General features: G+C 62.3%; 13 protein-coding genes, 1 tRNA gene and 1 rRNA gene. 12 read left to right on the plus strand and 3 right to left on the minus strand.

Going from position 1 to position 13,733, the window contains the following annotated elements; genetic code table 11:
* Positions 1 to 209: 209 nt before the first annotated feature.
* Positions 210 to 812, plus strand: coding sequence for a DUF7110 family protein (locus tag QYL91_RS09600; RefSeq protein WP_302080283.1), 603 nt, complete (start codon positions 210 to 212; stop codon positions 810 to 812).
* A 36-nt stretch (positions 813 to 848) separates the two neighbouring features.
* Here the strand turns inward: QYL91_RS09600 and QYL91_RS09605 are convergent, their stop codons facing one another.
* A complete protein-coding gene (locus QYL91_RS09605) occupies positions 849 to 1,559 on the minus strand; it encodes an alpha/beta hydrolase family protein (protein ID WP_302080284.1) in 711 nt (236 codons plus the stop codon).
* Between the two features lie 6 nt (positions 1,560 to 1,565).
* Positions 1,566 to 1,811 carry a hypothetical protein gene (locus QYL91_RS09610; protein WP_302080285.1) on the minus strand — a complete coding sequence of 82 codons (246 nt, stop codon included), beginning with the start codon at positions 1,809 to 1,811 and terminating at the stop codon, positions 1,566 to 1,568.
* A gap of 117 nt (positions 1,812 to 1,928) precedes the next feature.
* Between QYL91_RS09610 and QYL91_RS09615 the strand changes: the two genes are divergently transcribed.
* From QYL91_RS09615 to QYL91_RS09630, 4 genes are all read left to right on the plus strand, one after another.
* Positions 1,929 to 2,906 carry a phosphoadenosine phosphosulfate reductase family protein gene (locus tag QYL91_RS09615; protein ID WP_302080286.1) on the plus strand — a complete coding sequence of 326 codons (978 nt, stop codon included), beginning with the start codon at positions 1,929 to 1,931 and terminating at the stop codon, positions 2,904 to 2,906.
* Positions 2,907 to 3,149: 243 nt separating this feature from the next.
* Positions 3,150 to 4,358, plus strand: coding sequence for a vWA domain-containing protein (locus QYL91_RS09620; RefSeq protein ID WP_302080287.1), 1,209 nt, complete (start codon positions 3,150 to 3,152; stop codon positions 4,356 to 4,358).
* A gap of 28 nt (positions 4,359 to 4,386) precedes the next feature.
* Positions 4,387 to 5,625, plus strand: coding sequence for a protein kinase domain-containing protein (locus QYL91_RS09625; RefSeq protein WP_302080288.1), 1,239 nt, complete (start codon positions 4,387 to 4,389; stop codon positions 5,623 to 5,625).
* A 2-nt stretch (positions 5,626 to 5,627) separates the two neighbouring features.
* Entirely contained in the window at positions 5,628 to 6,698 is a 1,071-nt protein-coding gene (locus tag QYL91_RS09630) for a PP2C family protein-serine/threonine phosphatase (RefSeq protein WP_302080289.1), read from the plus strand.
* A 19-nt stretch (positions 6,699 to 6,717) separates the two neighbouring features.
* On the opposite strand, the gene hemE is transcribed toward QYL91_RS09630, so the two are convergent.
* Entirely contained in the window at positions 6,718 to 7,731 is a 1,014-nt protein-coding gene (gene hemE, locus QYL91_RS09635) for a uroporphyrinogen decarboxylase (protein ID WP_302080290.1), read from the minus strand.
* Between the two features lie 105 nt (positions 7,732 to 7,836).
* On the opposite strand from hemE, the gene QYL91_RS09640 reads away from it, so the two are divergent.
* From QYL91_RS09640 to QYL91_RS09670, 7 genes are all read left to right on the plus strand, one after another.
* The gene (locus QYL91_RS09640; protein ID WP_302080291.1) at positions 7,837 to 8,064 is read left to right on the plus strand and encodes a DUF7860 family protein; all 228 of its coding nucleotides are present in this window, start codon (positions 7,837 to 7,839) and stop codon (positions 8,062 to 8,064) included.
* 86 nt (positions 8,065 to 8,150) lie between these two features.
* On the plus strand, positions 8,151 to 8,801 hold the full coding sequence (locus tag QYL91_RS09645) for an adenylate kinase (protein WP_302080292.1): 651 nt from the start codon (positions 8,151 to 8,153) through the stop codon (positions 8,799 to 8,801).
* A gap of 34 nt (positions 8,802 to 8,835) precedes the next feature.
* A complete protein-coding gene (locus QYL91_RS09650) occupies positions 8,836 to 9,720 on the plus strand; it encodes a DUF106 domain-containing protein (protein ID WP_302080293.1) in 885 nt (294 codons plus the stop codon).
* Between the two features lie 47 nt (positions 9,721 to 9,767).
* On the plus strand, positions 9,768 to 10,346 hold the full coding sequence (gene cmk / locus QYL91_RS09655) for a (d)CMP kinase (RefSeq protein ID WP_302080294.1): 579 nt from the start codon (positions 9,768 to 9,770) through the stop codon (positions 10,344 to 10,346).
* Positions 10,347 to 10,348: 2 nt separating this feature from the next.
* Positions 10,349 to 11,272 carry an RNA-guided pseudouridylation complex pseudouridine synthase subunit Cbf5 gene (locus QYL91_RS09660; protein WP_302080295.1) on the plus strand — a complete coding sequence of 308 codons (924 nt, stop codon included), beginning with the start codon at positions 10,349 to 10,351 and terminating at the stop codon, positions 11,270 to 11,272.
* Positions 11,273 to 11,324: 52 nt separating this feature from the next.
* A tRNA-Pro gene (locus QYL91_RS09665) sits at positions 11,325 to 11,395 on the plus strand.
* Between the two features lie 764 nt (positions 11,396 to 12,159).
* Positions 12,160 to 13,632, plus strand: a 16S ribosomal RNA gene (locus tag QYL91_RS09670).
* The last annotated feature ends 101 nt before the right edge of the window (positions 13,633 to 13,733 follow it).

Genomic DNA, 13,733 nt, shown 5'->3' on the forward strand with positions numbered 1-13,733 from the left:
CGTATTTCAATGCCTGGTACCGGGCGCGTGACTGGACGTGCTGGCGTCGCAGCCGGGAATCCTCCCGCGGAGAAATCCCGCTTTCGGCCCGGAGAGACGCGCGCCGTCCGTCGGACAGTCCTGGAGGCGAAGGATAGCCCATATATGCGTGGGTCCCCTATCTTCGCCTGACACTGGCGTCAGCGGACGGCCGTCAACCACCATTACACATGACCAGTCGCGTATACAGACTCCATTCGACACTGGAACTGCCCCTCGAAGACGTCTACGACTACTTTGAGGACCCGGAGCTGCCGCCGGAAATCGAGGACGTCGACATCACGCGCCGGAACAACACGCTGATTATCAGCGCCGTTTCAGGCGACGACTCGATTAGCAAGTACACACCGACGGCACAGCTCAAAGCAAGCGTCACGGAAAATCGCGTCTACGAGGAAGACCCCGACGCCGAACCCGGCGGCCCACCGTCGGGCCGATCGAACGGCGGCGGGTCCCCACAGTGGGGTGCGTTCGAAGACGAAGAAGAAGAAATCGAATCGGAACTCGTCGAATACGCCTGTTTCAAGGGCGACCGCGAAACCGTTCTCCAGAACACCGCGCTCCAGTACCCGATGTTCGAAGTCCTCTGTCAGGTCGCCGGCGAGGCCGAAAAGGGGACGCTCACTGCGATTGCGGTCGTCGACGAGGACCTCGAAGCGATTCGCATCGTCGACGGTGAGCCAAAGCCCGCCTCGATTACGGTCACCGAAGACCCCAACGAAGAGGACGGCGCAAACAGCGTCAACTGGCGCGACAACGAGTTCATCTCGTAATCACTGTCGTTTCTCCCCGTCGTGTGACCGTCTCGGTCAGCCGCTGTGCCCGTCGAGCCATCCGAACAGCAGCTCCCGGAGTCGCTGTTCGGCTTCCTCGCTGAACAGATGGCCCTCGTCAGCGAACGCTTCCAGCAACACGTCCCCCGAGAGCGCGCTGGCGGCGTCGAAACTGTCGTCGATTGGCACGGAGTCGTCGGCCCGGCCGTGGAAGATGGCGACGGGCACGTCGAGGCGGTCCGTGACTGTCTCGAAGTCGTACGTCTCGAAATCCGCAAAGAAGGTCGAATCGATCGCGCGCCCGTCGTCGAATCTGACGACGCCGTCCCGGTCGACAGTGGCCCGGTAGTCGTCGAACGCGCGATTGTACGTCACGGGTGCGCGCGTGGCGACGACACTCACTCGGTCGTCGGTCGCCGCTGTGTGGAAGGCGACTTTCCCGCCGAAGGAAGAGCCAAAGAGGGCGTACCGGTCGGGGCCGACGTGCTCGACGACTGCCTGGAGGTCCGCGATCTTATCCGAGAGTGTCTGGTCGACGAACGCGCCATCGGAGTCTCCACACCCGCGAAAATCGAATCGGACAGCGTTGTACCCCTCGGCGACGGCACGGCGACAGCGCCCCTCGTAGCTGCCGGACTTGTCACTCAGGAAGCCGTGACAGAAGAGTAGCCATCGGTCGCCCGGTGCCGGGTGGTAGACGCCGGCGACTGACTCCCCGTCGACGGTCACATTGAAGCGCTCTGGCATCCGATTTCAGGACCGATTCCGGAAGGAGACGACCGTCTGGACGGCGTCCTGTCCCTCGACGTTTTCGGTGGTCACGTTGAGTCCCATGACGCCGTCGCCAATTGTCTCGTGGACGATGTCTCGGAGCTGGTCGGCCTCCGCGCCCTCGACGAGCAGTGCAACACGGACCCGGTCGCGGTTCGTACTGACCTCGCCAACTTCGTAGCCATCCGCCTCGAACGCCGTCCGGAGTTCGTCTTCTAGGTCGCTCATACCTCAACCCACATCCCGCGGGGACGTAAAACCCACAGCCGTCGGCTCCTCCTCCATCGCCCCGACTACCAGATGTCGAAACCCATTTTAGCGAGGCTAATTATATGTAATTACACTATGACAGAGACAGAGACGTTTCCGGAGTATCTCGACGTAGATTACGCTGCGGGCGAAGGCGAAGAGCCGGCCGATTACCCCGGCATCGAGGACAAACTGGAGAAGGCAGTCGAGGTCACCCGCGAGGGCCTCGAACAGTACGAGAACCCGGTCGTGATGTGGACCGGCGGCAAGGACTCGACGCTCACGCTGTATTTCATCAAGGAAGTCGCCGAGCGCTTCGACCTCGAAGTCCCGCCAGCGGTGTTTATCGACCACTTCCAGCACTTCGACGACATCCACGACTTCGTCGACAAGTGGGCCGAGGAGTGGGACCTCGACGTCATCTACGCCAAAAACGACGACATCGGCAACTACGTCGACGAACACGGCCTCGAACCCGGCGACGACATCGCCGTCGAGGACCTCTCGGACCACAACCAGCACCACATCCGGAACATTCTGGAATACGAGGAGGACACGTTCCCGTTCCTGCTCGATACCTACGTGGGCAACCACCTGCTGAAGACCGTCGCACTGAACGACACGCTCGAAGAGTACGACGTCGACGGTGTCATCTCCGGCATTCGCTGGGACGAGCAGGAAGCCCGTGCCGACGAGACGTTCTTCTCGCCGCGTCACGACCCGGACATCTACCCGCCCCACGACCGCGTCCAGCCGATTCTCCAGTTTGCCGAACCCGACGTGTGGGAGGCCTTCTGGGGCTTCGTCGTGCCCGAGACCGTCGACGGCTACCCGGACGACGGCTACATCCCCGAGGGTGCCGACGACCTGCCAAACGACATCACGCAGGACGACATCCCCGTGAGCCCGAAGTACTTCGCCGGCTTCCGCTCGCTGGGCAGTGAGATTTCGACCGACAAATCCGCCGAGGAGCCTGCCTGGCTGCAGGACATGGCGAACACGACCGAGCGCGCGGGCCGCGCCCAGGACAAAGAAGACCTGATGGAGCGCCTGCGCGACCTCGGCTATATGTAACCTCTTTTTACTGCGTCGGGTCTCGCACGCGGGCCTGCGGCCCGCGGCGGACTACTCCTTGTAAAAGCTAGGTGAAAAAGGCTCCTCGCGCTCGGTAGAGCGCTCGGAGATGCTATCGTAGCTTCTTCCGCAACCGCACAGCACCGCAACCGCACAGCAAAATGCGGTGTTTTGGAGGGGAGAACAGTCCGATACTGCAACGTGGGGCAAAAATACATGGGGGACGGGCAACAGGTGACGGATATGACAGCAGAGATACGGACCGACGTCAACCGACCCAATGTCCCGACGAGCGGGACGACCATCACCGCGGAGGTCGACGTCGAACCGGGAGAAAAGCAGGCGGCGGTCCAGCGCCACATCGCGCTGTGTATCGACACCAGCGGCTCCATGGGCGGGCGCAAAATCGACCGCGCTCGCGACGGCGCGTCGTGGGTGTTCGGACTGCTCGACGAGGACGACTACGTCAGCATCGTCGCCTTCGACAGCGAGGCCGAACTCGTGATGCGGCCGACCCGGTGGGGCGACATCTCCCGCGACGAAGCGATGGCTGCCGTCGAGGAACTTTCGGCCGGCGGGGGCACCAACATGTTCGACGGGCTCCGGACCGCCCAGAAAGCGCTCGAAACGATGGACGTGCGCGATGGCGCAACCACGGGCACGGCTGTCCGGCGGATTCTCCTGCTCTCGGATGGCAAAGACAAGCACAACGACCCACCTGACTTCGAGCGGCTGGCTGGCGAAATCGACGAATCGGGCATCCGCGTCGAGTCGGCCGGCATCGGCGAAGACTACAACGAGGAGACGATTCGGACCCTGGGGACGACCGCTCGCGGGGAGTGGACCCATCTGGAAGCCGCTGGCGACATCGAGGACTTCTTCGGCGAGGCCGTCGAGCAAGCGAAAAACGTCGTCGCACCCGACGCCCAGCTCGAACTCGATGTCGCGCCCGGCGTCGAAGTCAGCGACGTGTACCGTGCGCTCCCACAGGCACAGGACGTGCGCCCCGACTGGACGGACAACACGGCAGTCGTCAAACTGCCGGACCTCACCGAGCGGGAACACCAGCGCGTCGTGATGAAGATTCACGTCCCCGAACGGCGCGGCGAGGGAGGGTCGGTCGACCTCGTCGACGTGACACTCACCGCCCGCGGTGGGGAAGCCAGCGACACCATCGCCGTCGACTACACCGAGGACAACACGGAACTGGCCGAACACAACGAGGAGGTCCAACTCGACCACCAGCAGACCGTCATCCAGACCGAACTGGGGAAAGGCAACGTCGAACAGGCAGAGACGCAGGTCGAGCGGATGACGAAGATTCACGGCGAGGAGACCGAAATCGTCCAGGAGGTCGAACGCCAGACGGAACTCGTCAAGGAGGGCGGACGCGCCGAGCGCAATCGCGCGACGAAGATTGTTAGCGACGACGAGGACGGGATTCAGAAGTGACTCGCTGGACCCCTGCGGGTGAGCCTCGATGACCGCGCTCCCGGAACTCGGCCACCGTATCGGCGGCCGCTACGAACTCACTGGCGAGGCCGGGGAGGGTGGCTTCGCCAAAGCCTACGAGGCCATCGACACCACGACTGGCGAGACAGTCGCGGTGAAGATTCCCAACTACGAGGGGTCGAGCAACGACCCGTCAGTCATCGACGAGTACTTCCAGAAGGAGGCGACGACGCTCCAGCAGATTCACGACGCCGGCGGCCACCCCAACGTGATGACACTCTACGACCAGGGGACGGAGGGCGACCTCGACTTTCTGGTCGTGGAGTTCATCGACGGCTACGAGCTCGACGAGGCAATCGAACAGACCGGGCCGCTGACCGACACCGAGGAGGTCCGGCAGGCCGGCATCGACCTCTGTGACGCGATGAGTTTCCTCCACGAGAACGAAATCGTCTACCGGGACCTGAAACCGGACAACGTGATGATTTCCCAGCGGAACGGCCGCCCGACGCCGGTCCTCATCGATTTCAACACCGCGACCGGGTTCGACGCGTCCGGCTCTGCGGCCGATTCGGGAACGACGATTCTTGGCCCCTACAAACCACGAGAGGTCGCAGACGCCGGCCGCTCGGACGTTCGCCAGGGGCCGTGGTCTGACGTGTACTCTATCGGGAAAATCCTTCTTTTCTTGCTGAAAGGGACCGTTCCGAAGATGGACGGTATCAACCCTCGCGATTTCGGCGTCGATTGCGAGCCGTATCTGGCGGACATCGTCGAGCGGGCGACGCAGGGGGACTACGAGGACCGCTATGCCAACGCCACGTCGATGAAACACGTCCTGACGAACAAAGACGCCAGTCCGCCGCCGAAAGCGACCATCACCTACCTCCAGGAGGACGAACAGTTCTCCGTTTACCCCGGCGACACCATCGGCCGACGCTTCGCGAAGGGGCCGACGCCCTCTATCGCTATCGAGGACGACGAGGAGTACATCTCGACCGTGCAGGTGCAGTTCGACATCGACAGCGAGGGGAAAAGAGACCGCTGGCTCCTGCGGGACCGCAGTCTCAACGGCACCTACGTCCAGACGGGCGATGGCTGGCAGCGCGTACTCAGCGAGGCCGGCCGGAAGCGTCTGCGCGAGAAAGGAGAGGACCCGACCGACAACCGCGGGAACGTGCCGCCGACTACCCATCCGCTGTCGGACGGTGACCTCGTCGCCCTGGTCCACCCCAGCTACGGCGTGACCTTCCAGTTCGAGGGATGACCATGCGCTATGCAACCAACTACGACATCGGCGACCGGAAACGCCCGACGGGTATCAACGAGGACAGCGTCGCTCTCTCCGTCTTCGAACAGGGCCACCGCGAGGGCTATCGCGGCCAGACCCGACCCGTCGAGACGGGCGAGGACCACCGGACGATACCGGCAAACCGCAGTGCCGCCGTCTTCGCTCTCGCGGACGGCGCGGGCGGACACGAAGCAGGTGACGTGGCCTCGTATATCGCGACCACAATCGTCTGCGAGCAACTCGCGCAGGTGGCCGTCCGGGCCGCCCGCGCCGACCCGACGGACTTCGACGTGGACATCGAACGCACACCGTCGGTTCCCGACGCCGCTGCCCTGCGCGGGGCAATCGAGGATGCAATCAACGCCGCCCACCGCGCCATTATCGCCAACGCCGCCGAAAGCGGCGTCGGTGCGTACACCACGGTCGTCGCAGGTATCGTGGCTGACGGGCAGGTCCACTACGGGTGGGTCGGTGACAGTCGCGCGTACGTGCTCAATCGCGACCACGAGACCATCGCCCGCTTGACGAAAGACCACGCTTTCGTCGAGGAGCTACACGAGATGGGCGAGATTGACGCTGTCGAGGCGCACGTCCACCCGCGGGGCAACGAGATTACGCGCGCGCTCGGGGGCACGCCCGAGGAGGACCCCGAAACGGCCGCAATCAGCGTCGAGACCAGCAGTGTTCCGCTGTATGCAGCGGACAGGCTACTGGTGACAAGCGACGGGCTCATCGACGCCCAGACCGACGCGCCCGACCTGTACGACCGCTATGTCGACAGCGACAGGGCCGAGGAGGTGGCCACAGAGATACGCGATGCAGTCGTCACCGACGAGGAGATTCGGGACGTGGTGCTGGATGCTGACTCACTCGAGACGGCGGCGGCGGCGCTCGGTGCGTTGACCAACGACCGGGGCGGGAAAGACAACTTCTCGGCGCTGCTGGTCGCAGACGAGACGCTCCCGGAGACGCCCGACGAACTCCCCGTCCGTGACATCGACGAGAAATCGGTTGAGGACAGAGAGACGCAGATTGTGCCAGAAGAGTGAGCGGGTACTCTCTTGCTGGTTAGACGTCGCGGTCGATTTCTTTTGCCGTTTCGACGAACGCGCGGACCGACTCGACCGGCGTATCCTTGTTGACGCCGTGACCGAGATTGAGGATGTGGCCCTCCGGTCCGGCGGCGTCGATAACTTCTCTGGTTTTCTCGCGGACGAAATCGGGGTCGCCAAAGAGATACGACGGGTCGAGGTTGCCCTGGACGGGCATCCCGTCGAGTTGGTCCCTGGCGTCGCTCATCTCGACGGTCCAGTCGAGTGCGACCGCGTCGGCGCCGCTGTTGGCCAGCAGGTCGAGGCGTCCGCCCATCCGCCTGACGAAGACGATAGTCGGGGCGTTCAAATCCGAGAGAATCTCGCGGTGCAGTGGCAACACGAACTCCCGATAGTCCTCTGGGGTGAGTGCCCCGGCGTAGGTGTCGAACAGCTGTACCACGTCCGCGCCGTTGCCAATCTGGAACTCCAGGTAGTCTTTGACCACGTCGGCAAACGACGAGAGGAGCGTCCGGAACGCGCCGGGGTGCTGGGCGCGGAGCTGTCGGAGCGGCATGTTGGTCCGCGAGGGGCCACCGGCAGCGGCGTAGGAGGCCAGCGTGAACGGGCCGCCGGCGAAGCCGATGATAGCGGTCTCGTCGCCCACGCGGTTGTTGAGACGGACGAGGAGTTTGCCGACGTAGTCGAGTTCGCGGGCCACGTCCGTGTGCGAGCGGTCCACGTCGTCGGGGCCGGCGACGGGGTTGTCGACGACGGGGCCGACGCCGCTCTCGATGTGGTAGTCGAATCCCAGCGGTTCGAGGACCGTCAGGATGTCCGAGAACATCACGAGGCCGTCGGGTTCGTAGTACTCCCAGGGGAGGAGGGTGATTTCCTCGGCGACCTCGGGTGTTTTGATGGCTTCCAGGAAGCTGTAGTCCTCTCGAATCTCGCGGTACTCGGGGATGTGCCGGCCAGCCTGGCGCATCAGCCAGACGGGCGGGCGTTCCGTGCGTTCCCCACGGGCAGCGCGCACGAGCAGGTGGTCCATTGTCTCCTCCTTGGCGGGTCGGGGGCTAAGGGTTTCGGATACGCACCTGCGGGCGACTCTGTGAAATAGCAACGTTTAGGGACCGACCCGCGGGTACCTCTGGACATGAGTCAGACAGGTTCGATGGACCATGCAAAGCGTGCCAAACAGGGATTCTTCCTCGGTGCGGGACTTTTTGCCGTGGGCGCGCTCGGTGAAATCGTCGGGCACTCGCTGTACACTGAACTCCCCGGATGGGAGCAGACGCTGCTGTTCAACGCCGAAGTCGTCGGTATCTTGCTTGCGTTGTTCGCACCGCTCGTGTTCGGTATCGTCCTCCCGCTGGTCGAGTAACAGTCTTTCAGAGCGTGGTCGGTTCCCAGACCGTGAACCGCTCGCATTTGGACAATCATTTAACCCCCGGCGGGGTACGCTGGACTATGAGTGCACCACAAATTCTGATTATCGGACCGCCAGGCGCAGGCAAAGGAACCCAGAGTGCAAACATCGCAGAGACGTACGGCGTCGACCACATCACGACCGGCGACGCGCTCCGTGGGAACAAGGACATGGACATCTCGGATATGGACACCGAGTACGACACGCCCCGCGAGTACATGGAAGCGGGCGACCTCGTCCCGGACGAAGTGGTCAACGCTATCGTCGACGAGGCGCTCTCGCAGGCCGACGGGTTCGTCCTCGACGGCTACCCGCGAAACCTCGACCAGGCCGAGGAACTCGAAGACATGACATCCCTCGATGTCATCCTCTCGCTGGATGTTTCCCGGGAGGAACTCATCGACCGGCTGACCGGCCGCCGGGTCTGTGACGAGTGTGGCACGAACTTCCACGTCGAGTTCGACCAGCCCGAACAAGAGGGTGTCTGTGACGAGTGTGGCGGTGACCTCATCCAGCGCGACGACGACAACCGCGAGTCCGTCGAGAATCGCCTGGACGTCTTCGAGGAGAACACGAAACCGGTCATCGAACACTACGAGGACGACGACGCCTTCGTCGCTATCGATGGTGAACAGACTCCCGACGGTGTCTGGACAGACATTCAGGACGCCATCGACGCCCAGACGGAGTAAAAATTGATTAACGCTCGCCACCAGTCATAGAGTAATGGCACGTACCGCACAGAAAGTAGACGACCTCGCTGCCGAGGGGGAGTCGATGGTAGACGCCCTGAAGGAGGTCCTCGCCGTCGCCGAAGAGGAGGGCACCGTCACCTGGAGTGACGTCAGCGACGACATCACGAGCGGCGAGTGGGGTCGCCTCATCGAGACGGGGCTACTCGTCGACGCCGGTGGCGACGGATTCGTCATCGACGACCCGGAGGGTATCCACGACGCACTGGACGACACAGACCCCGATTCCGACAGCGACGGTGACGGGAGCTGGACGAAATACGACAAGGCGGCCGCTGTCGGTGTGCTTGCGCTCTTTGCCGGCTACTCGCTCTCGTCGGTTCGCGCGGAAGTCGCCACCGTCATCGACCTGTTCATGGGACCGCTCTACGATGCGTTGCCGTTCTACGTCGTGGTCCTGATTCTCGCGTTGCTGACTGGTCTGTTTACGACCATCCTGCAGGACAATCTGATGGACAGCAACGTGATGGGTGACTACCAGGAGCAAAACAAGCGGCTCAAAGAGAAACGCGAGCGGGCCAAAGAGCAGGACGACGACGAACTGATGGAGGAGGTTCGCGAGGAGCAGATGGAACTGATGTCCGAGAACATGGGGATGTTCAAAGCCCAGTTCCGGCCGATGGTCTGGATTATGCTCCTGACGATTCCCGTCTTCCTCTGGCTGTACTGGATGGTGCTGGACGTGGGCGTGACCGTGACTGGCTCGGCGATGGTCTTGCCCATCTTCGGGGACGTCGGAACCTGGCAGACGAAGGTGCTCGGACCGATTCAGCTCTGGCTCATCTGGTATTTCCTCTGCTCGATGGGGTTCAACCAGATTCTCCGCAAGGCGCTGAACGTCCAGACGTCCCCGACCTAATCGCGGCAACTCGCAACCTCTTTTAGTCCCACCAACAGAGGAGGGATATGTTGATTACCGTCTCCGGTCCAGGCGGCAGTGGCAAGAGCACGCTCGCGACGACGCTGGCGGACCGACTGGGATACGACCATCTCTCCGGTGGGGACATCTTCAGAGAGATTGCGGACGACCGCGACCTCTCGCCGCTGGAACTGAACAAACTCGCGGAGGAAGACGACCAGATCGACCGAGATCTCGACCGCCGGTTGCGCTCGACTGCCCGTGACAGCGACGACCTCGTCCTCGAATCACGTCTCGCAGGATGGATGGCCGGCGAGTACGCGGACCTCCGGCTCTGGCTCGACGCCCCGCTTGACGTTCGTGCGGCCCGCATCGCCGAGCGCGAGGACAAGACAGTCGACCAGGCCCGCGAGGAGACGCAGGCCCGCGCCGACAGCGAAGCACTCCGCTACCAGGAGTACTACGGCATCGATATCCACGACCACTCGATTTACGACCTCGTCATCAACACCGCACGGTGGGGGCCCGACGGCGTCCTCGCACTCGCTGGCGATGCCGTCGAGAACTACAACGGGGACGCTGACGAGGGGAAATTCCCGGTTACTGGCGTCACATACGACTTTTGAGCATGCTCCGTGGTCCCCCAGAGGCGCGCTCGCCGGCTGCCCTTCTCTCTTTTGGTGTCGTCAACCTGGACAAGCCGCCAGGCCCGTCCGCCCATCAGGTCGCGGGCTGGGTGCGGGACATGGTCGACGACCGCCTCGAGGCGGCTGGCGCCGACGAGCGACTCGGCCGGGTGGCCCACGGCGGAACGCTCGACCCCAAAGTCACCGGCTGTCTCCCGATTTTGCTCGGTGATGCTGCCCGATGTGCGCGGGTCTTCGACGACAGCGTCAAAGAGTACGTGACTGTCCTGGAACTCCACGGCAAACCTCCGGCCGACTTCGAGGCTGTCCTCTCGGAGTTTGTCGCGCCACTCTATCAGAAACCGCCGCGAAAGAGCGCCGTCCGCCGCGACCTGCGCGTGCGCGAGATTCACGACCTCGACGTCCTCGAACGGGACGGCAGACAAGTTCTCTTGCGCGTGCGCTGTGCGTCGGGAACATACATCCGGAAACTGTGTCACGACATCGGGCTGGCGCTCGGGACGGGCGCGCACATGGGTGCGCTCCGCCGGACGGCGACTGGTACGTTCGACGATAGCACGCTCGTGACGATGGAAGACCTGGCCGACGCGCTCGCGTTCTGGACCGAGGACGGCGATGCGTCCCCGCTCAGGTCGGTGGTCGACCCCGCCGAGCGTGCGCTTGTCGAACTCCCGCGCGTGACTATCGCGCCCAGTGCAGCCCGCGAAGTCGCAGAGGGCGCGCAAGTGTACGCGCCGGGTGTCATCGATGCCGCCCCGGCGGAGATGGGCGGTGCTGCCCCGACGGTGGGTGAGCCAGTGGTCTGTGAGACGCCAGACGGTGCCGCAGTCTGTCTGGGGACGCTCGTCGACGACCTCGATGCAGAGCACGACATCGTCGTCAGACTCGAACGGGTCCTGGTCTGAGCGGCGGGCGAATCGAAGGGCTTAATCCCGGGACAGTACTCCTCCCGAGTGCGGGACCGTGGGGTAGCGGTATCCTCGGCGGATGGGGTCCGTCGGACCTGAGTTCGAATCTCGGCGGTCCCACTTTTTGCAGAGCGAAAATAGATGCACGAAGACGAGCAACGCGACTTCTCGGCAGTCTCACTTCCTTACCAACGCACGCCCGTGAGCGACGCGTGAAACACTGAGACGAGAGAGTCGTGTCGTCCTCTTGCACCGTGCAACTGCCGAAAACTACTGGCAGAACGCGCTCTCGAAAGTCTCCACCCTCCATGCTCCGGTAGAGACTGCACAGACCTGGTCGAGTGTCTTCGATAATCGAGCAGTAGTGATTGAGCTGGTGCAGCACCGTTGGTGTGAACTCCCCTTACTCACCCGCCCTCTACCGCGGTCGCCGTCGACACCCCCTCACCGGGACAACGACTCACATAGTATCAACTTCCATTATATATTTAGAATATGTAAAGAGCCGTTACGTATCGTGGTCTCGTCTCTCACGGGGCATCTCTATCGACGCATATTTATATATCACCCTCCTCGGATGGAATGCACACGAAAGATGGCGCATGGCGGGGTCGCCCGCTACGCCATCACGCTCTAGACGGACATTCTCCGTCGATGATGGCGATGTGACAGAGAGGCTGCGTCGCAGTCTCTCTGGCTCCCACGAGCGATAGTGGGGCTCGACGAAAGATGAGGATTCCACCCCTGCGGTGACCCCGTATAGATGGTATCTGATGTAAGCCTTGACAGTTTGGTGATGTATTATCGAACCATTCGATGTACTGTCACCAACTGACGGACAGAGACATAGCGTGTCTCCGCCAGCCCCCTGATTATCAGGGAACATTCCGGTTGATCCTGCCGGAGGCCATTGCTATCGGAGTCCGATTTAGCCATGCTAGTCGCACGAGTTCATACTCGTGGCATATAGCTCAGTAACACGTGGCCAAACTACCCTACAGACCAGTATAACCTCGGGAAACTGAGGCCAATCCTGGATACTGCTCTCACGCTGGAACAGCAGAGAGCGGGAAATGCCCCGGCGCTGTAGGATGTGGCTGCGGTCGATTAGGTAGACGGTGGGGTAACGGCCCACCGTGCCTATAATCGATACAGGTCGTGAGAGCGAGAGCCTGGAGACGGTATCTGAGACAAGATACCGGGCCCTACGGGGCGCAGCAGGCGCGAAACCTTTACACTGCACGACAGTGCGATAGGGGGACTCCGAGTGCGAGGGCATACAGTCCTCGCTTTTGTACACCCTAAGGTGGTGTACGAATAAGAACTGGGCAAGACCGGTGCCAGCCGCCGCGGTAATACCGGCAGTTCGAGTGATGGCCGATATTATTGGGCCTAAAGCGTCCGTAGCTTGCTAGTCAAGTCTGTCGGGAAATCGACGTGCCTAACACGTCGGCGTCCGGCAGAAACTGACCAGCTTGGGACCGGAAGACTCGAGGGGTACGTCCGGGGTAGGAGTGAAATCCTGTAATCCTGGACGGACCACCGATGGCGAAAGCACCTCGAGAGCACGGATCCGACAGTGAGGGACGAAAGCTGGGGTCTCGAACCGGATTAGATACCCGGGTAGTCCCAGCCGTAAACGATGCCCGCCAGGTATGGCGCAGGCTACGAGCCTGCGCTGTGCCGCAGTGAAGACGGAAGCGGGCCGCCTGGGAAGTACGTTCGCAAGAATGAAACTTAAAGGAATTGGCGGGGGAGCACTACAACCGGAGGAGCCTGCGGTTTAATTGGACTCAACGCCGGACATCTCACCAGCACCGACAATGTGCAGTGAATATCAGGTTGATGACCTTATTGGAGCCATTGAGAGGAGGTGCATGGCCGCCGTCAGCTCGTACCGTGAGGCATCCTGTTAAGTCAGGCAACGAGCGAGACCCGCACTTCTAGTTGCCAGCAACACGTTCATCGTGGTTGGGTACACTAGGAGGACCGCCGCTGCTAAAGCGGAGGAAGGCGCGGGCAACGGTAGGTCAGCATGCCCCGAATGTGCTGGGCAACACGCGGGCTACAATGGCCGTGACAAAGGGTTGCAATTCCGAGAGGAAGTGCTAATCCCCTAAACGCGGTCGTAGTTCGGATTGAGGGCTGAAACCCGCCCTCATGAAGCTGGATTCGGTAGTAATCGCGTGTCATAAGCGCGCGGTGAATACGTCCCTGCTCCTTGCACACACCGCCCGTCAAAGCACCCGAGTGAGGTCCGGATGAAGCCATCATGCGATGGTTGAATCTGGGCTTCGCAAGGGGGCTTAAGTCGTAACAAGGTAGGTCTAGAGGAATCTGGACCTGGATCACCTCCTAACGACCGGGACTGGGGCTCTGCCCCAGCCCACAAGTCCTGCCACGTTCCGTGGCAGGCAACTGGTGACGACCAGCCATCCGGCTGGACACCGAACTGTCA

The sequence above is a fragment of the Salinibaculum rarum genome (genome assembly GCF_030505615.1).
Taxonomy (GTDB): Archaea; Halobacteriota; Halobacteria; order Halobacteriales; family Haloarculaceae; genus Salinibaculum; species Salinibaculum rarum.

Bases quoted from the DNA above. Each gene is read 5' to 3' on its own strand.
- QYL91_RS09600 (WP_302080283.1), top strand. From the start codon at position 210: ATGACCAGTCGCGTATACAGACTCCATTCGACACTGGAACTGCCCCTC.
- QYL91_RS09605 (WP_302080284.1), bottom strand. From the start codon at position 1,559: ATGCCAGAGCGCTTCAATGTGACCGTCGACGGGGAGTCAGTCGCCGGC.
- QYL91_RS09610 (WP_302080285.1), bottom strand. From the start codon at position 1,811: ATGAGCGACCTAGAAGACGAACTCCGGACGGCGTTCGAGGCGGATGGC.
- QYL91_RS09615 (WP_302080286.1), top strand. From the start codon at position 1,929: ATGACAGAGACAGAGACGTTTCCGGAGTATCTCGACGTAGATTACGCT.
- QYL91_RS09620 (WP_302080287.1), top strand. From the start codon at position 3,150: ATGACAGCAGAGATACGGACCGACGTCAACCGACCCAATGTCCCGACG.
- QYL91_RS09625 (WP_302080288.1), top strand. From the start codon at position 4,387: ATGACCGCGCTCCCGGAACTCGGCCACCGTATCGGCGGCCGCTACGAA.
- QYL91_RS09630 (WP_302080289.1), top strand. From the start codon at position 5,628: ATGCGCTATGCAACCAACTACGACATCGGCGACCGGAAACGCCCGACG.
- hemE (WP_302080290.1), bottom strand. From the start codon at position 7,731: ATGGACCACCTGCTCGTGCGCGCTGCCCGTGGGGAACGCACGGAACGC.
- QYL91_RS09640 (WP_302080291.1), top strand. From the start codon at position 7,837: ATGAGTCAGACAGGTTCGATGGACCATGCAAAGCGTGCCAAACAGGGA.
- QYL91_RS09645 (WP_302080292.1), top strand. From the start codon at position 8,151: ATGAGTGCACCACAAATTCTGATTATCGGACCGCCAGGCGCAGGCAAA.
- QYL91_RS09650 (WP_302080293.1), top strand. From the start codon at position 8,836: ATGGCACGTACCGCACAGAAAGTAGACGACCTCGCTGCCGAGGGGGAG.
- cmk (WP_302080294.1), top strand. From the start codon at position 9,768: ATGTTGATTACCGTCTCCGGTCCAGGCGGCAGTGGCAAGAGCACGCTC.
- QYL91_RS09660 (WP_302080295.1), top strand. From the start codon at position 10,349: ATGCTCCGTGGTCCCCCAGAGGCGCGCTCGCCGGCTGCCCTTCTCTCT.